Consider the following 21,375-nt stretch of genomic DNA (forward strand, 5'->3'; position numbering starts at 1 on the left):
ACCAAGTGGATAGTTGGGCTTTTTTGTGTGTTGTACCTAGCTATTTACATCGGATCTACGTCGGCGACCAAGCGGGCTTGTTTGAATTCCTTCTGATCTTTCACCACGTTCATGGCTTCGCAAATCTGAATCTTAGCCTGCTTGAGCACCGTGTGTTCGCGGTCAAGCTTGATGGTGATTTCCTGCAGGTAGAAGTTGCGGATTCGGAAAATATAGGGTGCCTCCGGACCTAGCACTGCCTCCCGACCTAGCCTCTCGACTAGCTCCTGCGTGAGCAGAATAGCAGCCTGTTCACCCACGCCTTGGTCCATGTGCTTCACCGTAAGTCGGATGACGCGCATGAAAGGCGGAAAGCCGTACTCACGCCGCTGCGTGATTTCGTACTCGTAGAATTCCAGGTAGTCATTGCGGATTACCTTGTCAAAAATTACCTGCTGCGGATCACCGGTCTGGATGATGACTTTGCCCTTCTTGCCCTTACGGCCAGCGCGGCCGCTTACCTGCACAAACATCTGAAAGGCGCGCTCGTGCGCTCGGAAGTCAGGGTAATGAATGATGCTGTCGGCATTGATGATGCCTACTAAGCTCACATTGGCAAAGTCCAGCCCCTTCGTGACCATCTGAGTACCGACTAGCACGTTCGTGGTCTGGTTCTCAAAATCGCTGATGATCTGCTGATACGAGTTTTTGGCGCGGGTCGTATCTAGGTCCATGCGCTGCACATTGGCGGCAGGTAGCATGATCTTAAGGTCATCCTCGATTTTTTCGGTGCCAAAGCCTACCGTCTTCAAGTTGCGCGAGCCGCACGCCGGGCACTCCACCGGCATTCGATCGGAGTAGCCGCAGTAATGGCAGCGCAGTTCATGGCTATGCTTGTGGTAGCTTAGGCTAACGGCGCAATTCTTACACTTCGGAATCCATCCGCAATCAAGGCAGTTGATAAAAGGAGAATAGCCACGACGATTCTGGAACAAGATAACTTGCTCTTTTAAGCTGAGCTTCGTTTCAATCTCCGTCAGCAACTCGGGCGTGAAGTGATTGTACATCTTCTTCGCTTCCCGCGTTTTGCGCGTATCTACCAGCTCAATTTCAGGTAAGCCGGCTTCCCCAAAGCGCTTGGTGAGCGACACAAGACCGTAGCGCCCGGCGCGGGTTTGATAATACGTTTCCACCGAAGGTGTTGCCGACCCTAGCAGGGTTTTAGCGCCTTGGTAGTTAGCCATCATCAAGGCTACTTCGCGGGCATTGTAGCGCGGAGCCGGGTCGTACTGCTTATAGCTCGATTCGTGCTCTTCATCCACAATGATCAGAGCTAGGTTGTCGAACGGAAGGAACACGGCCGAGCGCACGCCCACCACTACCTGAAAGCGGCCCGACAGCACACCGTTCCACACCTCTACCCGTTCGTTGTCGGAGAACTTGGAGTGGTACACACCCAGCCGCGAACCAAACACGCGCATCAGGCGCGTGACAATCTGCGCAGTAAGGGCAATTTCAGGCAGCAAATACAGCACCTGGCCGCCGCCATCCAGTGCTTTACGGATGAGGTCGATGTAGATTTCGGTTTTGCCAGCACCCGTTACCCCGTGTAACAGCACAATATCTTTCTCCCCAAAGAAGGTAAGCACTTGGTCGCGGGCGGCCGTTTGGGCTTCGCTGAGGGTGAAGTGCAGCTTGGCCTCCGGCTCATCATCCAGTGGAAAACGGGACACAATCACATCGAACTGCTCTAGCACGCCATTCTTGATAAGCGTATTGACGGCGGAAGGGGAAAGGTGAGGGCTGCTCGTGAGGTATGCCTTCTCTAACCCACGATGGTTGGCATGCAGGTTTTGGTAAACCGGCACGCGTTGCAGATAGCGCATCAGTACGTCGAGCTGCTTAGGCTTAGAGGCTAGCTTCTGAAACAGCTCTTCCAGCGCATTTTCCTCAATGAAGTGATGTGCCAGCCGTATCTTCTTCACAACTTTCGGCGTGTACTTATCAGCTAGGTGCTCAAACAAGAAGATGGCATCCTTCTGCATCAAGCTCTTAATGACCTTGTGAAAGCTGCTAATGCCGAGTAATTCGCCTACCTCCGTAAAGGTTAGGGACTTACCTTCCTCTGAGGACAAAATGCTGATAATACGCTCTTCTTGCTCCGACAACGGATACGGGTTTTCTTCCGCCACAAACGCCGGGTGCAGTTGAATGCGCGATTCCGAGCTAAGCTTCAGCGCCGATGGTAACGCAGCGTTGATTACTTCACCTAGCGTACACATGTAGTAATCCGCCATCCAGCGGAATAGCTTTAGCTGCGGCTGCGTAACAACAGGTGCATCATCGATGAACTCCAGAATGTACTTGGCCTGGTACTGCGCCGGCGGGGCTTCGTGCACAGCCGCCACAATACAACTGAGCGTTCTTTTGGCTCCAAACTGCACAATTACGCGTCCTCCAATCACGACTTCGTCGTTCATTTCGTAGGGCACGCGGTAGGTGTAAAGCTTGGGAAGCGGCAACGGCAGGATTACATCAACGAAAAGCGTGATGCGATCTGTCGCCGTGGTTTCCGGCAAAGCAAAGTCAAAAGAGAGGCTCAAGGGAGAAAAAACTGTCGGGCGAACCGTAAAGATAACACGAAGGAGCGGGTAACTAGAACAGCATTGCTCCAGTTCAGTTCTGCCTTATAGCTGCGCTAGGGCTTCAGCAACTGTGTGCACCGGCTGTTGGCAAGCACGGTTGAAGCAAACATAAATCGTGGTCTGATCGTTCTGGCTCGTCCGTTGTTGCAGTAGGGGCAAGGTGCTACTAGTCGTAGTGCCCGCTACCACAGCGTTAGGCAGAAAGTACTGTTGTAGCTCACTGCGCATGACTTCTGCACCGGGTCCGACAATAGCAATTTCGGCAGTAGGCTTCAGCATTGCGGCATACAACGAAGCCCAATTAGTAAGGTGCTGAAGCTCTTTTACCACTAGCTCCTGTACTTGATGAAGCATTGTAGTAGCTAGCTCGCTGTACCGGGTATTTTCCAAGTGCAAGCCTAGCCGATGTAGGTTGTGCGCCATCACCGAGTTGGAGCTAGGTATTACATTGTCAAATAATTCCTTCTTGCGCGCAATCAGTGCCTCACCTGTTGCATCTGTATAGAAAAATTGGTTTTCCTGCGGATCGAAAAAATTAGCCAGTACGTATTCCGTCAAGGCTTCTGCTTCACGCAACCATGGCTCCTCAAATGTAACTTCGTAAAGCTGCGTGAAAGCCTGAATCACCAAGGCATAATCTTCCAGAAAGCCCGCAATCGTTGCTCGGCCGTTCTTGTAGTTGCGCCATAAGCCAGCGCCGTTGCGCAGCTTCTGCTGAATAAACTCCGCATTGCGCCGAGCTAGCTTCAGAAAAGCAGCATCTTCAAAAGCTCGGTAAGCGTCTAGTAGCCCTGTAAGCATCAGCGCATTCCAGCCGGTCAGGATCTTGTCATCAAGACCTGGGCGTATGCGTGCAGCACGTGCTGTCATAAGCTTTTGCTTCCAGTCACGCACAAGTTGAGCTACTACTTCAGGAGCTAGCTCGTGCTCTTCAGCAAATTCTGCATCAGTCTGCCGACGATGAAGAATGTTGCGGCCATGCTCCCAGTTACCTAGGCTAGTGCAGTTATAATAAGCAGAAAATAGCGCCTCTTCGTCGCCGAGTAGCGTGTGCAGTTCCTCTTTTGTAAACACGTAGAACTTGCCTTCTTCCCCTTCACTATCCGCGTCAAGGGACGAATAAAACCCACCTTCTGGGCTAGTCAGCTCTCGCTCTACAAAACCGATCGTATCATATACTATTTCTCTAAGTAGCTCAAGCTTCGTTGCTTGGTAAGCTTCGGCGTATAGGCTCACCAACTGCCCATTGTCATAGAGCATCTTCTCAAAGTGCGGCACTAACCACCCTCCATCAACGGAATAGCGAGCGAAGCCTCCGCCTGCTTGGTCATATAAACCGCCCCAGGCCATTGCTCGAAGTGTCAGCTCCACTTGGCTGAACACCGCTTGACTGCTGGTAAGCGCGTGGCAGCGAAGCAAAAAGCGCCAAATACTTGGCATAGGAAACTTTGGCGCCCGGTTCATGCCACCTAGGTCCCGGTCGAACTTCGCTTCTAGGTTGCTGACTAAAAGTTGGAACTGGTATTCCGATAATTGCGCATTCGCGTTATTGGTGCGATACTTCTCCAAATCGCTCGCCCGCAAAACCTTTGTAAACTGTTCCGCTGACTCATCTAGCTCGGCACGGTGCTCACCTTGGTAAGCCTCACCAATACTTGTTAGTAGCTGCACCCAGCTGCGCGGCGGAAAATAAGTGCCTCCGTAAAAAGGCTTCGCGTCGGGCGTCAAGAACACATTCAAAGGCCAGCCACCTTGCACACCCATAGCTTGCACCGCATCCATATATACTTGGTCGACATCTGGTCTTTCCTCCCGGTCAACTTTGATGCAGACAAAATGCTGGTTCATCACCGCTGCAATTCGCGCGTTTTCGAATGATTCGCGTTCCATCACATGGCACCAATGACAAGCCGCGTAGCCAATGCTTACCAGAATAGGCTTTTGTTCTGCTTTCGCACGATCTAAAGCTTCTTCGCCCCACGGATACCACATCACGGGGTTATGCGCGTGCTGGAGCAAGTAAGGGCTGGTTTGATCGACTAAACGGTTTGAGAAAGCAGGCTCGGACGTAGACATGGCGAAGGGTTGGCTAGAAAAACAAAACCCGGCAAAGGCTGCCGGGTTTCGATTTATGTATTCGGAGTTGTTTTGTCAGTCTTAGTAGGTTGCTTACGAGGCGGCCTGCCACGCCGCTTGGTGGCGGCTACTGGCGCATTAGTCACTTCTACTGGCTGGGGTTCAGGCGCCGACTCAGGTGAGAGAGCAGGAGCAGGGGTCTCAACTGCAGGCGCTGCTTCAACAGAGGGCTTACGGCGAGAGGTGCGTGTTGAGCTAGGTCTCGCTACTTTAGCTGTCGTATTAGCAGCAGCCTTTGCTGATTTGCGGCCACTTTTCGCTTTCAAAATCTGACCGGCCGTACGCCCTTTTCGAGCTTTTGGTGGTGCTGGCGTACTTTCAATAGGTTCCGGTACCGTTGGCTCTTCTAGGTTATTATCCCCCGACGCTAGTGGTAGCTCACTCTCTTCTGAGGAGGTAACAGACTCATTGTCCAACTCAGCGGAATCTGGCTCGGGGGGAGAAATTGGTAGATCTTCTGTTGAATGTTGCTGATCTGGTGCGGAAATCTCAACTGGTTCTGGAGTAAGATCTAGTGCGTTTGCTTCAGCCGTAAGGTCTTCCGTTGATGGAAGTTCTAGCTCGGTGGCAGCTAATGCAGCCAACTGCGCAGCCTTTTTGCGAGCAGTACGTTTGGCGCCGCCCCGCGAACGACGCTTCTTTTTCGCGGGTAACGATGCAACTTCTTCTTCCGAATCCTGCACTTCTTCTGGTGCTTCTTTGTCGATGGTTGTCGTTTCTACATCGTCAAGGGCGGTAATTATATCAACCTCTTCCGAGATTGTTACATGAGCTAGCGATTCTGATTGTGGTTGCCCAATGTCGATGCGCTCTTCATTGTCGTCTTCCGGCTCAGGAACTACTGTAGGCTTCGGGACAGGGAGGGCTCTTAACCGCTGCTCTATTTCGCGTATCTCTGCTCGTAGATCAGCCTGCGTTGACAAGCGCTGCAAGCGAGTAAGCGTATTCTCCAAGAACTGCCGGTGCTCTGGTGCTGCTGGGTGCAACGGTCGGTGGGCAAGCGCTTGCTGAACCGATGACCATTCCTTTTGGAAGCGACCGAAATCAACGTCGAAGTAAGTGCGAGTAAACCGCTCCCAAATATAATTCTCCGCTACTTCCGACGGATGAAGCATATCAGCTGCGTAAAAGCGATAATCACGCAGGTCATCTAATAGTAACTCGTAAGCTGGGAAATAAGCTACATCCATCAGTAGCTCACTTAAGTAGTGGCAAGCTACACGCAACACAGATTTGCTCACTGCATTGAGCGGCAGTGTGTCTTTCAAATGGCGAACTGGGCTCACGGTCAAGATAAACCGCAGCTTAGGATTCTGTAGTCGCAAAAAAGCGTGCGTCTCGGCTACTGCATTGATGATCTCATCTGGCGTTAGTAGCTCTTTTTCGAAGCGCTCAGCTGGGATTTTATGGCAGTTGCTTACCAGTTCTTGCGTTTCTAAAAGCCGGTAAACAAAAGCTGATCCTAGGGTGAGCACAACTACATCTGCCGTGCGCAAGAAATCGCCCGTCTGCTGCACTAATGTTTGAATATGCTGCAACAAATCTACCGGTGAGTCGGCACCAATAGAAGCATGTAGATCGTAGCTCTGCCAACGGCCGCGTGCTTCTACTACGTGTTGTTGCCAATCTACTTCTTCACCAGCCGCCGCCCGAAGCAGTTTACAAGCTGACAAAGGATTGAATACTGTCCCAAAAGGGTTAACCAAGGTTTGCACTTTCGCATCTGCGAGGCGTCCTCCAATAGTATCAGAGAAGCAGGACCCCACAGTGAGGATGCGTGCCGAGGCAGGTAGTGGATGCGGGTGTGCAGTAAAAGGAATCTCGGTGCGAAACATTCTAATGAAATACGGCCGCGGCTAAATAAGAACAAGCAACCTACTGAACTCCGCGCGTTTGACCAAAAGTCAACATGAGGCCTTTTCTATTCAATTGCTTTGCTGATGATAGAGTAATTATCTAGGTCAACAGCGAGTTGACTAAAAGAAGTTACAATTTCAATAAAAAAGCCCAACCACTCGTGTGGTCGGGCTTTTTTATTGATACATACTAAGTTACTCAGCTACAACATCGAAACGCACCTGGTGTTTCACTTCCTTGTGCAAGTTGATGGTTGCTGTGTATTCACCAGCTGTAGAAGGCTCTTGATCAAAAGAGATACGCTTACGATCAACTTCCACTCCTTTAGCCTTTAGCGCTTCAGCAAGCTGTAGGGTAGTTACGCGGCCGAAAATCTTGCCGGTTTCACCAACCTTAGCTGGAATTTCTAGTACTGCGTCACCAATTTGGTTAGCAATAGCTTGCGCGTCGCTCTTTACCTTTTCGGCTTTGTGAGCAGCTTGGCGCACATTTTCAGCTACAATCTTCTTGTTGGCTTTGTCAGCCAGAACGGCTAGACCTTGCGGCAACAAGTAATTACGGCCATAACCCGGCTTTACCGTCACGATGTCGTTCTTGTAGCCTAGGTTCTTTACGTCGTCTTTCAGAATTACTTCCATGTCTTTATATAGTATTGAGTAGAGAGTAGCAAGTATCGAGTAAAACAGAAGAGAGGATTGATGTCATCTCGCTGTATAATACCGACTGCCCAATACCAATCTTTCTATTTCAGCGAATCAGTTACATAAGGCATCAACGCCAAGTGGCGAGCTTTCGCTACCGCTTGGGCTACTTTGCGCTGAAACTTCAGGCTAGTGCCAGTAATGCGACGGGGTAATACGCGACCTTGTTCGTTCACAAACTTCAGCAGGAAGTTTGGGTCCTTGTAATCAACGTACTTAATGCCGTTCTTCTTGAAGCGGCAGTATTTCTTGCGAGTATCCTGCTTGTGGATCTTTTCGTTGGCTAGGCTCATCTTCTTACTGGGCTACGGCTTCCGATTGTTTCTGGGCTTTTTGCTGGTTCATTTCCCCATTGCGACGACGCTGGTTGTAAGACACCGCATGCTTATCAAGCACAGTAGTCAAGAACCGGATAATACGTTCGTCACGGCGGAAAGCCACTTCAAGCTGGTCAACGATGTTGCCAGAACCGGTGAACTCGATTAGGTGATAGTACCCAGTCGATTTTTTCTGAATGGGGTAAGCCAATTTCTTGAGGCCCCAATTTTCAGTGTTGATGATTTCGGCGCCATTTTCCTTAAGCACCTGCGAGAACTTCTCGATCGTCTCTTGCACCTGAGCCTCGTTCAGCACGGGAGTCAGAATGAAGACCGTCTCGTAATTTCTTACTTCCATTAGACGGGATGAAATAAATAAAAGTGAAAACTAAATGAGGCGGCAAAGATACCACTTTCGTTGTTCATGACAAACAACGTGGCTTAAATAGTTCACAATCAACTCTGATCAATATTGAGGCAACATGCAAAACGATCTACTCATTATTGAGGTTATAAGCTTAGTGAGCCGTGCAGGTGGGTCTAGCTTTTTACCGTCCATTCCACTAGATACTAATATAATAAGCACACCTTGCTCTATTCACTTACCTGAATAAACAACTATTTGGGATGCATTTTAGAATGTTTCTAAGCAAGATTCAATGCATGAAAATTACCTGAACTAGGTTTGTGGTCTGCGATTCGCGACCTACATTTGTGGCCTTGGAGCACCTGTGCGTTTCTTTTCTTCAGTCTTTTTGTGCTATGGATAGCATCCGACTACGTTCTCTTTCTCATCTCTTTCTCGCGTTGTTTCTAACGTTTGCTGGCCTAGGTAATGCCGTGGCTCAACAGCAAAGTTCTGGTACAGCACCAGTAGGTTCTGCTCCTGGTGTTAGCAAGGATGGAGTCACACCCGGCGCTACCGCCGGAGCAAACCCAGCCACTGGTGGTGGTGACGCTGCTGCTATTTCTGCTGGCGACGCTTTGTTCAAAAATAACTGCGCCCAGTGCCACGCTGTAAACGACGTGGTTGTTGGCCCTGCTTTGAAGGACATCTCTAAGCGCCGCCCAATCTCCTGGATCATCCCGTGGGTGAAGAACTCAAGCAAAGTAGTGGCAAGCGGCGATGAATATGCTGTGAAGCTATTCAACCAGTATCAGAAGCAGCAGATGCCTAGCTTCCAGCTGTCAGATACTGAAATCACCTCAATTGTCGCCTATATCGATTCTGAGAGTGGTAAAGGAGCAATGGCTGCAACGGGTGGTGTAACACAAGGCAACGCTGCTCAGGCTGATGGCCAAGAAGGTGCTGCTGCAAGCGATGCTTCAGGTGCTGGTCAGTATGTCAACGTACTACTTATCGTATTGGTAGTCGTGCTAATTGTGTTGGTGGTGACACTTGTCATCATTGCCAACATCATGAAAGATGTACTCCGAGGTCGCAAAGACCTAGATGGCCGTGATGTAGAGCTTCTTGACCAGCGCTACGATTACTCAAAAATTTACAAGTCGAATGCTGTGCGTGGCTTAGCCTTAACGGTATTCGTGCTGGCTATCTTGTACGAATCAGTGCAAGCTGCCATGGGAGTAGGTCTTACTCAAGGGTATCAGCCAACGCAACCTATTGCCTTCTCGCACAAATTGCACGCTGGCACCAACCAAATTAACTGTGCATACTGCCACACCAGTGTGTACAAGAGCAAGAGTGCTAACATTCCTTCGGCTAACATCTGTATGAACTGCCACTCACAGATCAAGACAGAGTCGCCAGAGATTCGCAAGATCTATCGTGCTATCGAGAAGAAGCAGCCTATTCAATGGGTTCGTATTCACAACCTACCTGATCTAGCTTACTTCAACCACTCACAGCATACTCAAGTTGGTGGTATCGAATGCCAGACCTGCCACGGTCCTATCCAAAATATGGAGGTTGTGTACCAGTATTCTGCATTGACGATGGGCTGGTGCATTAACTGCCACCGCGAGACGCCATTGAACACGAAAGGCAATGGTTATTACAACAACTTGGTAAAGTTGCACGACAAAGCAAATAGTGCAGCCCCCTTCACCGTGTCGTCTAACGGTGGTACTGAGTGCTCGAAATGCCACTACTAGGCTAATATGAAAGCGAAGGGGCTAATCAGCTCCTTCGCTTTATGATCCTAGCCTCTTAAACAGTTTTAGATCCTACAATAAGCCTTAACTTGGCGATACCCCTAAGTTCCGATTACAGAACATAGTCGCCAAGCTCCTAAGTCCAAAAACAAATGCAAGAGTCGCCTAAGTACTGGAAGGGAATTGAGGAACTGGAAAACTCGCCGGAGTTTGTAAAAAACGCACTCACTGAGTTTGCGGATTTTTTACCGGTGAAGGAAACCTATGGCTCTTCCGACGCATCGGTAGCACCACGTCGCGACTTCCTCAAACTAATGGGCTTCGGCATTGCCGCTGCCACACTGGCTAGTTGCCAGACGCCTATCAAAAAGGCTATTCCTTACCTGAACAAACCAGAAGAGGTTGATCCAGGTATTGCTAACTTCTATGCTTCGTCGTACTTCAACGGTACAGATTACAATAGCATCCTAGTAAAAACGCGTGAGGGGCGCCCTATCAAACTAGAAGGTAATCCTGGCTCGCCCGTCACTAGAGGTGGACTTTCGGCGCGCGCGCAGGCCTCTGTGCTAAGCTTGTACGATGGTGGACGTTTACAGCATTTCACCATTAAAGGCCAAAAGGCTGAGACAGCTCGAGTAGACCAAGAAATCCGTTCCAAATTAGCTAGTGCTACCGGTCGGATTGCTATTGTGTCTCCTACCATTATTAGCCCTACTACGAAAAAGGTTATTGCTGAATTCGCTGCTCGGTATCCCAACACAGAGCACGTGATGTACGATGCTAACTCTAGCTCTGCTTTGCTGCGAGCTAATGGTGGCGTTTTACCAGCTTACGACTTCAGCAAGGCAGATGTAATTGTTAGTTTAGGAGCTGATTTCTTAGGTACGTGGCTGTCACCTGTAGAGTATGCTCGCCAGTACATCACTAACCGTAAGGTTTCCAGTGATAAGCGTACAATGTCGCGGCACTTCCAGTTCGAGCCGACTATGTCGCTTACGGGAGCAAACGCTGACGTACGTGTTGCTGTGAAGCCGTCAGAGATGGGTGCAGTAGCTGCAGCACTGTACAACGGCATTGTTGGCGGAGGCAGCTCTTCGTTCAAGAACGAACAGCTAAACAAAGCTGTAGCTGAACTTCAGGCTCATCGTGGTCGCAGCTTAGTAGTGTCTAGCTCTAACGATGTTGCTGTTCAAACCTTAGTTGTTGCTATCAACCAAACGCTTGGCAACGTTGGAACAACAGTGGACACTGCTAATCCTTCCTATGTTCGCCAAGGTGACGATGCCCGTCTCTTGCGTTTAGTGAATGATATGAATGCAGGCACAGTTGGCGCTGTCATTTTTTATCACGCTAACCCTGCTTACAATCATCCTTTAGCAGATAAGGTCCGGTCAGGTATTGCCAAAGTTCCTGTAAGCATTTCCCTTAATGACCGTTTAGACGAAACAGGCTCTCTTTGCTATTACGCTTGTCCTGATCATAACTTCTTAGAATCGTGGAATGATTATGAGCCTAAGCGTGGCTTTTTGAGCTTGGCGCAACCTGCTATTTCGCCATTGTTCGCTACACGTCAGGCTCAGGATAGCTTGTTAACTTGGGCTGGAAACCGTCAGAGTTATTACAACTACCTACGTGCTAACTGGAGAGGGGTATTAGGCGCTAATTTCCAAAGCAATTGGGATAAAGCGGTGCACGATGGTATTGCAGTTGGTTCGCTTACACCGGCCATCCAGCCTCAGCTAGGGGGCTCTATGACTGCTGATCAAGCACTGAGCACAATTGCTGGAGCACAGAAGCCGTCTGGTATCGAACTCGCCCTCTATGAGAAAGTAGGGGTAGGACCTGGTTATGGCGCAGACGCTAACAACCCTTGGTTACAAGAATTGCCTGATCCTGTTTCAAAAGCTACTTGGGGTAACTACTTAGCGGTACCACGTACCATGGCAATTGCCGACGAGAATAAGTGGGAACAAGGCGACATAGTGCGTATTACCACTGCTAACGGTCAGTCGGTTGAGTTGCCCATTCTCATCCAACCTGGTCAAGCCCAAGGCACTGTAAGTGTCGCAATTGGTTATGGTCGTGAGAAGGCTGGTCGAGTAGGGGATAAGTTGGGAGCTAATGTTTACCCATTGGTTGCAGTTGTAAACAACTCTCTTGGCTATGCTACTACAGTTACAAAAATAGAGAAGACAGGAGCCAAATCGCAGATTGCACAAACGCAGACGCACCATACAATTATGGATCGCAAGCCTGTAGTGCAAGAAGCTACCTTAGCTGAGTATATCAAGAATCCTAAGGAAGTAACAGAGTACGACAAAGTAGCAACTCCTGAAGGTTTAGAGGCACCTCGTAAGGTTTCTCTATGGCAAGATTACGAATACAAGAACCACCACTGGGGTATGGTCATTGACCTGAACTCTTGTATCGGTTGTGGCTCTTGCGTACTAGGATGCCAGATTGAGAACAACGTGGCTGTTGTTGGTAAGCAGGAAGTAATCAACCGTCGCGAAATGCATTGGTTGCGTATTGATCGTTACTACAGCTCTGATCACCACAAAGATGAGTTTGAGTCAAAAGGTAAGCTAGCTACTTACCGTGCGATGGAGGATCCTTCGGATAACCCATCTGTGATCTTCCAACCAATGCTCTGCCAGCATTGTAACCACGCACCTTGTGAGACAGTATGCCCAGTATTGGCAACTACTCACAGCTCGGAAGGTCTAAACCAAATGACTTACAACCGTTGCGTAGGTACTCGCTACTGTGCAAACAACTGCCCTTATAAAGTGCGTCGTTTCAACTGGTTCTCTTATTACTCTAACGAGAAGTTTGAGACAGTCAACGGACACATGTTTACCGACCTAGGTCGGATGGTGTTGAATCCTGACGTCACTGTTCGGGCTCGTGGTGTGATGGAAAAGTGCAGCTTCTGCGTACAGCGTATTCAGCTTGCTAAACTAGAAGCTAAGAAACAAAAGCGTCGTCCAAAAGACGGTGAAGTAGTAACTGCTTGTGCCCAATCATGCCCAACACAAGCAATCGTCTTCGGTGACCTACTCGATCCAGAGTCACAAGTTCACAAAATCACACGTCGTGAACATGGAGAGCGTGGGTTCTATGTACTTGACTCGATCAACACGCAGTCAAATATCACGTACCTCACTAAAATCCGTAACACGGAAGAGAGTCGGAACGCTTAACTTTTGTGTACTATAGGAGAGTTACTTGAGAAAGCAGTTCTTCCTTCCACTCCTTTAAGTTTAAGATTATGCAGCACGTATCAGCCGTAAGGGAGCCTCTCGTAACAGGAGGAAAGACCTATCACGACGTTACGCAGGACGTGTGCCGCCAAGTTGAAGCTAAGCCGAATGTACGGTGGATGGCAGCTTTGAGCGTAGCTCTGTTTCTGTTCGGCGTCTTCCTCTATTCCGTATACCGTACACTATGGTACGGCATTGGTGAATGGGGATTGAATAAAACAGTAGGATGGGCTTGGGACATCACCAACTTCGTATGGTGGGTGGGTATTGGCCACGCTGGTACACTAATCTCCGCTGTATTGTTGCTATTCCGTCAAAAGTGGCGGACTTCAATTAACCGAGCAGCAGAAGCCATGACCATATTTGCGGTAATATGTGCCGCTATGTTCCCCGTGCTTCACATGGGTCGTCCTTGGCTCGCTTTCTGGGTACTTCCATTTCAAAATACGTTTGGTTCTCTGTGGGTGAACTTCAACTCACCACTGCTGTGGGACGTATTCGCCATTTCTACTTACTTCTCGGTATCTCTAGTATTCTGGTATACAGGACTAATACCTGACTTCGCTACCATCCGCGATAGAGCAAAAGGGCCGATTGCACGCCGAGCTTATGCTCTATTAAGCTTCGGTTGGACGGGTTCAGCTAAACATTGGTCACGTTACGAAACTGTGTCCTTGATTTTAGCTGGTGTATCTACACCACTAGTACTTTCGGTGCACACAATTGTGTCAATGGACTTTGCTACATCTGTAGTACCAGGTTGGCACACTACGATTTTCCCGCCTTACTTTGTGGCTGGTGCTATCTTCTCCGGTTTCGCAATGGTACTCACGCTAATGCTTATCACGCGTGTAGTATTCAAACTTGAAGATTATATCACATTAGAGCACATCGCCTTGATGAACAAGATTATGATGATCACCGGTTCGATTGTGGGCGTAGCCTACATCACCGAATTCTTCATCGCTTGGTACTCACAGGTAGAGTTTGAACAATACGCCTTTATCAACCGGGCAACCGGACCATATTGGTGGGCATATTGGTCAATGATGACTTGTAACGTAATTACCCCACAGCTGGTGTGGATTCGTAAAGTACGCTACAGTATCCCTCTGACCTTCTTGCTCTCTATTATCGTGAACATCGGTATGTGGTTTGAGCGCTTCGTAATCATTGTTACTTCATTACACCGAGATTACCTGCCCTCAAGCTGGGCTATGTTCTCGCCTACACGTATTGACGTTGGCATTTATCTAGGTACAATAGGGCTGTTCTTCACTCTATTCTTACTGTTTGCCAAGTTCTTCCCTGTTATCAACATGGCCGAAGTAAAATCCGTCCTCAAGTACGGCGTAGATAACGGTCCAACTTATGTCGCTGGCCATGATCACCATGCTCCTGCTCAGCATTCCGTTACGCCTGGTGTTCCAGCTTCAGCTCCCGTAAACTATAATAAGCATGACTAAGCGCTTCGCCCTCGGCATCTTCGATGACGAAGACGTGCTGCTGCACGCCATTGATAACATCCGCGCTGCTGGTGTTAAGATTCATGATGTATTCACACCGTTCCCAGTCCACGGCATCGATGACGCTCTAGGCATTGAGCGTTCTAGACTGCCAATCGCTGCTTTCTTCTTTGGTTTGTGCGGTACTTCGTTTGCTCTCTGGATGCAAATCTATATGTTGGGCTTTGACTGGCCGATGATCATCGGTGGTAAGCCACATATTGCTCTACCTGCATTCATTCCTGTAACCTTCGAGCTCACAGTACTATTCTGCGCATGGGGAATGATGATTACTTTCTTTACCGTTTGTGGTCTATACCCACGGTGGAAAGTCCCAGTGTTGGATGTTCGCTCAACGGATGACAAGTTTGTGATGGCTATTGACTTGAATAATGGAGCCGTTGACATGAATCACCTACGACAACTATTGCGTGATAATGGTGCTTCGGAGGTGAACGAAAAAGAAATGACTCAGAAATAATGACGCATACGCTGAAATTAGGTCTGCAAGCGTCGGCTATATTGTTTGGAGCAGTTTGCACTGTTGCCTGCAACGAAGCCGGTAGCCCCGGCGTGGAATATGCTCCGCAGATGTACGAATCTATTCCCTACGAGCCCCTTAAGCAGGAGAATGTTAACATCGTTAACCCGATGGGGCTTAACATGCGTACTCCGGTAGTAGGAACTGTGCCATCTGGTAAGCTGAACTACTACGATCATATCCCGAAGGATAGTGTTCGTATAGCAGAGCGTACTTTACGTAATCCATACACTTATACAAAGGCTAACCTAGAAGAAGGTAAGATTTTGTATACCCGTATTTGCTCACATTGCCATGGCGAGCAAGGTGATGGCCAAGGTCCTGTAGGACAAAAGTTCAAAGGGGTACCTAATTACTCTACTGGTAACTACAAGACGATGAATGATGGTCACATCTATCACGTCATCCAATGGGGGCGTAATCGCATGATGCCACATGGTTCTATCGTAAATCCTGAGGAACGATGGAAAATCGCCATGTATGTGCGTGTACTGCAACAAGGAAAAGGTCCAGATGGCTTGGCTGATCTAGTACAAGCAAAAGGTGATGATTCACCTGAGATAATCGATCAGTCACAAACGACAGATCGTTCCGAACAAGGACCAGTAGAAGAAGCGCAAGCCGGTAAAGGCTCAGCAACACCTGGACAAGGTGGTACACCAGCACGTAACGGCAAGACGAACTAAGCAACTATGTCTACTTTGACGCATCATGAAAGCGCCACGGCTGAGCACCTGGAGCTTTCTGCGAAGACCCGCAGAACATTTGTTACGATTATTGTCGCTGGAGTAATTCTGCTAGTAATCGGATTGATCTTAGCTGCTACAGGTTTTGGGGCTGAGCATCATATTGCTGAACACGGTACTGGTATGGGTGCTTCAGCTCATCATGAAGAGGGAAGCCCAATTTGGCTTAAGCGAGTGTTCACTAGTCTCTGGTTGAACAACGTCTACTTTATTGGTATCTCAGTTATTGGTACCTTTTTCGTTGCTCTACAGTATGTCGCCTACGCTGGGTGGTCAGTACTTATTAAAAGAGTAAATGAAGCGCTAAGTGCTTGGTTATTGCCTGGAGGTGTTATAATGCTGTTAGTCTTCCTAATAGGTAAGCATGACATTTTTCATTGGACGCACGAAGGGCTTATGGATCCTAAATCGCCCAACTATGACGCTATCATAGCTGGTAAAAGTGGTTTTCTAAACCAGCCTTTTTATCTCATTAGGATGGTGGTTTATGTCGCTATCTGGTGGTTCTTCTCGGAAAAGCTACGTAAGCTTTCTCTAGAAGAGGATCTGAATGGTGGTACTGCTTACTTCCATAAGAGCATCAATGTAGCTGCTGTATTCTTGGTGCTATTTGCTGTGTCTTCATCAATGTCCGCCTGGGATTGGGTGATGTCAATTGATACACACTGGTTCAGCACCATGTTCGGCTGGTATGTATTTGCTAGCTGGTGGGTTTCTGGAATTGCAGCCACTACACTCATCGTGATTTTCCTAAAACAAGCTGGCTACATGCGCTTTGTAAATGCTAGCCACTTGCATGACTTAGGTAAATTTATGTTCGGCTTCAGCATCTTTTGGACCTACGTGTGGTTTGCTCAATTCATGCTGATATGGTATGCTAACTTGCCAGAGGAAGCAGTTTACTACAATCAACGGTTAGGCGGTTTTAACGACCGTTACACGTGGATCTTCTTCTTCAACCTGTTGATCAACTTCGCATTTCCGTTTTTAGTACTAATGACACGCGACGCTAAGCGTCAAATGATCATGCTGAAGATTGTGTGTATTGCAATTCTGATCGGTCACTGGTTTGATTTTTATTTGATGATCATGCCGGCAACTTTAAAGGCCGACAATGGGTTTGTAATAGAGATTGGTGTGGCTATGGTATTCCTCGGTAGTTTCTTACTATTGGTAACAAAGCGTCTTTCTCAAGCTTCATTGGTGCCAGTACATCACCCGTTCTTGGACGAGAGTGTACACCATACCACATAATTTAAACTTGAGTATCGCTAAGTGAGAAGGTAATTCGGTGATGTCCTCTCACTCCAAGCATCCCAGTTTCTCACTTCTGTAGTTCAACATATTCTCATGATTGCTCTCAGTATTCTTCTGGTTTTGGTGTTGCTGCTAGTCGTATTCGGCTTGCTGTTTCGCCTCCAGATATTAACCTCAATTTTCTCAGGCAGCTTTACCCGTGATATTGGGTTTAGCAACCGTGCTAACGCTATCCTCATGATTGTCTTCATGGTGGTAGGAGGAGGAGCATTTGCGTGGTCTTTCGCAGATAACTTCGATAAGATGAACCCGCCAATTGCCTCAATTCATGGGCATGCTTTAGAGCGGATGTTCTGGACCACAATGATTATTCTGGGTATTGCTTTTGCTATTACCCAAGTCATGTTGTTTGTGTTCTCTTACAAATACCAGCATAAGGATAATCGTCGTGCTTTCTTCTTTTCGCACAACAACAAGATTGAGGTTATCTGGACACTTATTCCTGCCATTGTTATGGCAAGCTTAGTGTTCGCTGGTTGGAAACAGTGGACTAAGATTACTGGTCCAGCCCCAAAAGACTCTGTGGTGCTTGAGGTGATGGGTAAGCAATTTAACTGGCTTGTTCGTTACCCTGGACGTGACCAAAAGCTAGGAGTTGTTAATTACCGTTTGATCGATGCTACTAATGAGTTTGGTTTCGATTTAAACGATAAAAATGGTCTAGATGACTTTGTCGCTGGTGAAATCCACGTTCCTAAAGGTCATCCTGTTCTGTTACGTATCCGCTCTAGGGATGTATTACACGCTGTGTACATGCCTCACTTCCGAGTGCAGATGTATGCAGTACCTGGCATGCCGACAAAGTTTTGGTTTACCCCTACTAAAACGACTGATGAGATGCGCGCTCAACTTGGAAATCCCAAGTTCAACTATGAGCTAGCTTGCAACCAGATATGTGGTCGTGGTCACTTCGCAATGAAACTAAACATCGTTGTTGATGAGCCTGATGATTATGTAGCTTGGTACGCACAACAGAAGTCGTTTGCTGAGCAAAATCCTGATGTATTAGCTAGCTTCAAAGAGAAGTCTGATAAGCTAGTAACTCAAGAAGCTGCTGCCGTTCTAACGTCTGCTCCAAAAGCTTCTCTTTAATTTAAGTAAACTAATCGCACGCTATGGCTGCTAATCTTCCTGTTCACTCACAAGTGCAAGGTGATATCGGTGCCACTGAGCCCCGCACCGAGCACGATGAGCATTTGCACCATGATGAGCATCATGAGCAAAGTTTTCTTTCCAAATACATCTTTAGCACTGACCACAAAGTTATTGCCAAGCAATTCCTGATTACCGGGATATTTTGGGCAATAATGGGAGGTGCATTATCTAGCTTGTTTCGTATCCAACTTGGTTGGCCTGAAGCAACTATGGATTGGCTTCAGCCAATTCTAGGTAAGTGGGTAGAAGGTGGCAAACTCAATCCCGAGTTTTATCTAGCATTAGTAACGATGCACGGCACTATCATGGTGTTCTTCGTACTAACGGCTGGACTGAGCGGCACCTTCTCGAATTTCTTGATACCATTACAAGTAGGAGCTCGTGACATGGCCTCAGGCTTCATGAACATGCTTTCTTACTGGTTCTTCTTTGTGTCAGGATTGATCATGTTCCTCTCGCTGTTCCTTGAGACAGGGCCTGCTGCTGCAGGATGGACTATCTACCCACCTCTGAGTGCTTTGCCACAAGCAATCCCAGGTTCAGGTGCAGGTATGACGATGTGGTTGGTAAGCATGGCTTTGTTTATTATCTCGCAACTGTTGGGTGGTGTAAACTACATTACGACTGTTATCAACCTGCGTACCCGTGGCATGAGCATGAGCAAACTGCCATTGACTATCTGGGCATTTTTCCTCACTGCAGTACTTGGTTTGCTATCGTTCCCCGTACTGTTTTCAGCTGCTCTGCTTCTAATCTTCGACCGTAGTTTCGGTACAAGCTTCTTCTTGTCTGACATCTACATAGCAGGACAAGCGCTCAACAACACGGGTGGTTCGCCAATCCTGTTTCAACACTTGTTCTGGTTCTTAGGTCACCCAGAAGTATATATTGTAATCATGCCAGCTATGGGCATGGTGTCTGAGATCCTGGCTACTAATGCACGCAAGCCTATCTTCGGTTACCGTGCCATGATTGGTTCATTGTTAGGCATATCGGTTCTTGCATTCGTAGTGTGGGCACACCATATGTTTGTGACGGGAATGAACCCTTTCTTGGGTTCTGTATTCATGTTCTTGACCCTAATTATCGCTGTACCATCAGGTGTAAAAGTGTTTAACTGGCTGGCTACTTTGTGGCGCGGTAATATTCGCTTTACATCGGCTATGTTGTTCTCGATAGGCTTTGTATCGCTATTCATCGCAGGTGGCTTAACTGGTATTGTACTAGGTAACGCCGCTCTAGATATCCAGATGCACAATACTTATTTCGTGGTAGCTCACTTCCACTTAGTAATGGGTAGCTCAGCCTTCTTTGGTCTGTTTGCCGGCGTGTATCACTGGTTTCCAAAGATGTTTGGCCGTATGATGGATGAGAAGCTAGGCTACATTCACTTCTGGTTGACATTTATTGGGGTATACCTAGTATTTATGCCAATGCACTATGTTGGTATAGCCGGTTTTCCTCGTCGTTACTATGCTTGGACTGGTTTTGATTCATTCTCACAGTTCGCAGATCTGAACAAGTTTATATCAGCTGCTGCCATCTTCGCATTTGTCGGCCAGTTTGTCTTTATCTTCAACTTCTTTTATAGCATTTTCCGAGGCCGTCGCGCCACTGAGAACCCTTGGCGCTCGAGCACACTAGAGTGGACAACGCCAGTCGTTCCCGGTCATGGTAACTGGCCTGGTGCTATCCCTGCTGTTTATCGCTGGCCCTATGATTATAGCAAGCCAGGTGCAACAGACGACTTTATTCCGCAGAACGTTCCGTTCTCGGAAACCAGATCTTCTAACATGCCTAATGAGCGTGAGCAGGATTAAAATTACTTCAATGAAATATTAGAAACGGGCTCCTGTAAAAACGGGAGCCCGTTTCTTTTGTCTAGTCAGCTTCAAAAGTCTATAACTTGATATAACTGTTAGAAATTTTGAGCAAAACCTCGACTGATTATGTTGCTAAATAAACAAGTGATCAAAGCATGAATGTCGTAGTTCCAGCTTTTGTAAGACGGTTCCGGTTGATGGGACTACTTACCGTTGTCGCAGTTTACTTACTAATTTTAGTGGGTGGAGTAGTACGTAGCACTGGCTCTGGAATGGGTTGTCCTGATTGGCCAAAATGCTTCGGAATGTGGGTTCCACCAACTGACGTACACCAACTACCAAGTGATTACAAGGAGATATATACTTCACAGCGTGTTGCGAAGAACAAGAAGCTAGCTTTGTTGCTAGAGCGCTTGGGTTTCAAGCAAGTTGCCGGAAATATCTTCGCTCATCCTACTCAGTATATTGAGACGGATTTTAACGCTACCAAAACATGGATTGAATACGTCAACCGGTTGCTAGGGGCGTTGATAGGGATTTTTGTATTTCTTACGGTTGTTTTCTCAGCGTCCTACTGGAAGAAAGATCGTACTGTCTTTTGGCTAGCTTTCTGGTCTTGGATTTTGACTGGTGTCCAAGGATGGTTAGGATCGTTAGTTGTGTCAACGAACCTGCTCCCTATCATGGTAACTATCCATATGGGCTTAGCTTTGGTGATAGTGGCAATGCTCATCTACGCTGTAGATCGTTCACAAAAGGGGTTTAGGGAAGTAGTTGCAGTAGCTGCATCACCGAGTTTGATTTTCTGGTTATGGCTAGCTATTTTCCTTACGTTCGTTCAAATAATAATTGGAACACAAGTGAGAGAGCAGGTGGATTCAGTTGCATTCACCGTAGGATATAGCAACCGGGAGAGATGGATTGAACAGTTGGGTTCTATATTCTACTTCCATCGGACTTTCTCTATTCTGCTATTGGTGGTGAACGTGTATGTCGTATATCGGCTACTACAGCTTCGGTCAAAGCAATTACAGCGTTTAGCTGTTGGTATATTAGCTTTGGTGGGCACAGAGATAATGGCTGGTGTAACTTTAGCTTCGTTCGCAGTGCCTGCTACAGTGCAGCCTATCCACCTGACAATTGCTACAGTGTTGTTTGGTATTCAGTTTCTAACCGCTGTATTACAGCGACGCGCGACGAAAGTGATACCACAAGCCACTTATCCGAGGGTTGTTGCGTAAATTTGCACCCCTATTTACCCTCTAACTCGAGGGT

General features: G+C 47.7%; 15 protein-coding genes. 9 read left to right on the forward strand and 6 right to left on the reverse strand.

Going from position 1 to position 21,375, the window contains the following annotated elements; translation table 11 throughout:
• Window positions 1-44: 44 nt before the first annotated feature.
• From priA to rpsF, 6 genes are all read right to left on the reverse strand, one after another.
• Entirely contained in the window at window positions 45-2,582 is a 2,538-nt protein-coding gene (priA, locus tag SD425_RS06000) for a replication restart helicase PriA (protein WP_324676446.1), read from the reverse strand.
• Window positions 2,583-2,666: 84 nt separating this feature from the next.
• Window positions 2,667-4,700 carry a thioredoxin domain-containing protein gene (locus tag SD425_RS06005; RefSeq protein ID WP_324676448.1) on the reverse strand — a complete coding sequence of 678 codons (2,034 nt, stop codon included), beginning with the start codon at window positions 4,698-4,700 and terminating at the stop codon, window positions 2,667-2,669.
• A 53-nt stretch (window positions 4,701-4,753) separates the two neighbouring features.
• The gene (locus tag SD425_RS06010; protein ID WP_324676450.1) at window positions 4,754-6,595 is read right to left on the reverse strand and encodes a GSCFA domain-containing protein; all 1,842 of its coding nucleotides are present in this window, start codon (window positions 6,593-6,595) and stop codon (window positions 4,754-4,756) included.
• 216 nt (window positions 6,596-6,811) lie between these two features.
• On the reverse strand, window positions 6,812-7,255 hold the full coding sequence (rplI, locus tag SD425_RS06015) for a 50S ribosomal protein L9 (protein WP_324676452.1): 444 nt from the start codon (window positions 7,253-7,255) through the stop codon (window positions 6,812-6,814).
• A 104-nt stretch (window positions 7,256-7,359) separates the two neighbouring features.
• A complete protein-coding gene (rpsR, locus tag SD425_RS06020) occupies window positions 7,360-7,611 on the reverse strand; it encodes a 30S ribosomal protein S18 (RefSeq protein WP_086593116.1) in 252 nt (83 codons plus the stop codon).
• Between the two features lie 4 nt (window positions 7,612-7,615).
• Window positions 7,616-7,993, reverse strand: a complete 378-nt coding sequence (gene rpsF / locus SD425_RS06025; RefSeq protein WP_324676455.1) for a 30S ribosomal protein S6 — start codon at window positions 7,991-7,993, stop codon at window positions 7,616-7,618.
• 449 nt (window positions 7,994-8,442) lie between these two features.
• Between rpsF and SD425_RS06030 the strand changes: the two genes are divergently transcribed.
• The 9 genes from SD425_RS06030 (at window position 8,443) to SD425_RS06070 (ending at window position 21,341) form a co-directional block, all read left to right on the forward strand.
• Complete coding sequence (locus tag SD425_RS06030; protein ID WP_324676457.1) at window positions 8,443-9,750, forward strand: cytochrome c3 family protein; 1,308 nt, start codon at window positions 8,443-8,445, stop codon at window positions 9,748-9,750.
• Between the two features lie 152 nt (window positions 9,751-9,902).
• Complete coding sequence (locus SD425_RS06035; RefSeq protein WP_324676459.1) at window positions 9,903-12,953, forward strand: TAT-variant-translocated molybdopterin oxidoreductase; 3,051 nt, start codon at window positions 9,903-9,905, stop codon at window positions 12,951-12,953.
• A gap of 68 nt (window positions 12,954-13,021) precedes the next feature.
• Window positions 13,022-14,479, forward strand: a complete 1,458-nt coding sequence (nrfD, locus tag SD425_RS06040; protein ID WP_324676461.1) for an NrfD/PsrC family molybdoenzyme membrane anchor subunit — start codon at window positions 13,022-13,024, stop codon at window positions 14,477-14,479.
• A complete protein-coding gene (locus SD425_RS06045) occupies window positions 14,472-14,999 on the forward strand; it encodes a DUF3341 domain-containing protein (protein WP_324676463.1) in 528 nt (175 codons plus the stop codon). Before nrfD ends, SD425_RS06045 begins: the two co-directional genes overlap by 8 nt.
• Complete coding sequence (locus tag SD425_RS06050; protein WP_324676465.1) at window positions 14,999-15,745, forward strand: cytochrome c; 747 nt, start codon at window positions 14,999-15,001, stop codon at window positions 15,743-15,745. The genes SD425_RS06045 and SD425_RS06050 overlap by 1 nt, the downstream gene beginning before the upstream one ends.
• A 6-nt stretch (window positions 15,746-15,751) precedes the next feature.
• A complete protein-coding gene (locus tag SD425_RS06055) occupies window positions 15,752-17,059 on the forward strand; it encodes a quinol:cytochrome C oxidoreductase (protein WP_324676467.1) in 1,308 nt (435 codons plus the stop codon).
• Window positions 17,060-17,155: 96 nt separating this feature from the next.
• A complete protein-coding gene (locus tag SD425_RS06060; protein WP_324676469.1) occupies window positions 17,156-18,214 on the forward strand; it encodes a cytochrome c oxidase subunit II in 1,059 nt (352 codons plus the stop codon).
• Window positions 18,215-18,237: 23 nt separating this feature from the next.
• Window positions 18,238-20,097, forward strand: a complete 1,860-nt coding sequence (locus SD425_RS06065; RefSeq protein WP_324676472.1) for a cytochrome c oxidase subunit I — start codon at window positions 18,238-18,240, stop codon at window positions 20,095-20,097.
• Window positions 20,098-20,255: 158 nt separating this feature from the next.
• Window positions 20,256-21,341, forward strand: a complete 1,086-nt coding sequence (locus SD425_RS06070; RefSeq protein WP_324676474.1) for a COX15/CtaA family protein — start codon at window positions 20,256-20,258, stop codon at window positions 21,339-21,341.
• The last annotated feature ends 34 nt before the right edge of the window (window positions 21,342-21,375 follow it).

Origin of the sequence: Hymenobacter sp. GOD-10R (assembly GCF_035609205.1) — a bacterium.
In the GTDB taxonomy this organism is placed as follows: Bacteria; Bacteroidota; Bacteroidia; order Cytophagales; family Hymenobacteraceae; genus Hymenobacter.

Coding starts and splice junctions, on each gene's coding strand:
- rplI (WP_324676452.1), bottom strand. CDS start 7,255: ATGGAAGTAATTCTGAAAGACGACGTAAAGAACCTAGGCTACAAGAAC.
- SD425_RS06055 (WP_324676467.1), top strand. CDS start 15,752: ATGTCTACTTTGACGCATCATGAAAGCGCCACGGCTGAGCACCTGGAG.
- SD425_RS06045 (WP_324676463.1), top strand. CDS start 14,472: ATGACTAAGCGCTTCGCCCTCGGCATCTTCGATGACGAAGACGTGCTG.
- SD425_RS06060 (WP_324676469.1), top strand. CDS start 17,156: ATGATTGCTCTCAGTATTCTTCTGGTTTTGGTGTTGCTGCTAGTCGTA.
- SD425_RS06035 (WP_324676459.1), top strand. CDS start 9,903: ATGCAAGAGTCGCCTAAGTACTGGAAGGGAATTGAGGAACTGGAAAAC.
- SD425_RS06070 (WP_324676474.1), top strand. CDS start 20,256: ATGAATGTCGTAGTTCCAGCTTTTGTAAGACGGTTCCGGTTGATGGGA.
- SD425_RS06050 (WP_324676465.1), top strand. CDS start 14,999: ATGACGCATACGCTGAAATTAGGTCTGCAAGCGTCGGCTATATTGTTT.
- nrfD (WP_324676461.1), top strand. CDS start 13,022: ATGCAGCACGTATCAGCCGTAAGGGAGCCTCTCGTAACAGGAGGAAAG.
- rpsR (WP_086593116.1), bottom strand. CDS start 7,611: ATGAGCCTAGCCAACGAAAAGATCCACAAGCAGGATACTCGCAAGAAA.
- SD425_RS06065 (WP_324676472.1), top strand. CDS start 18,238: ATGGCTGCTAATCTTCCTGTTCACTCACAAGTGCAAGGTGATATCGGT.
- SD425_RS06010 (WP_324676450.1), bottom strand. CDS start 6,595: ATGTTTCGCACCGAGATTCCTTTTACTGCACACCCGCATCCACTACCT.
- SD425_RS06005 (WP_324676448.1), bottom strand. CDS start 4,700: ATGTCTACGTCCGAGCCTGCTTTCTCAAACCGTTTAGTCGATCAAACC.
- rpsF (WP_324676455.1), bottom strand. CDS start 7,993: ATGGAAGTAAGAAATTACGAGACGGTCTTCATTCTGACTCCCGTGCTG.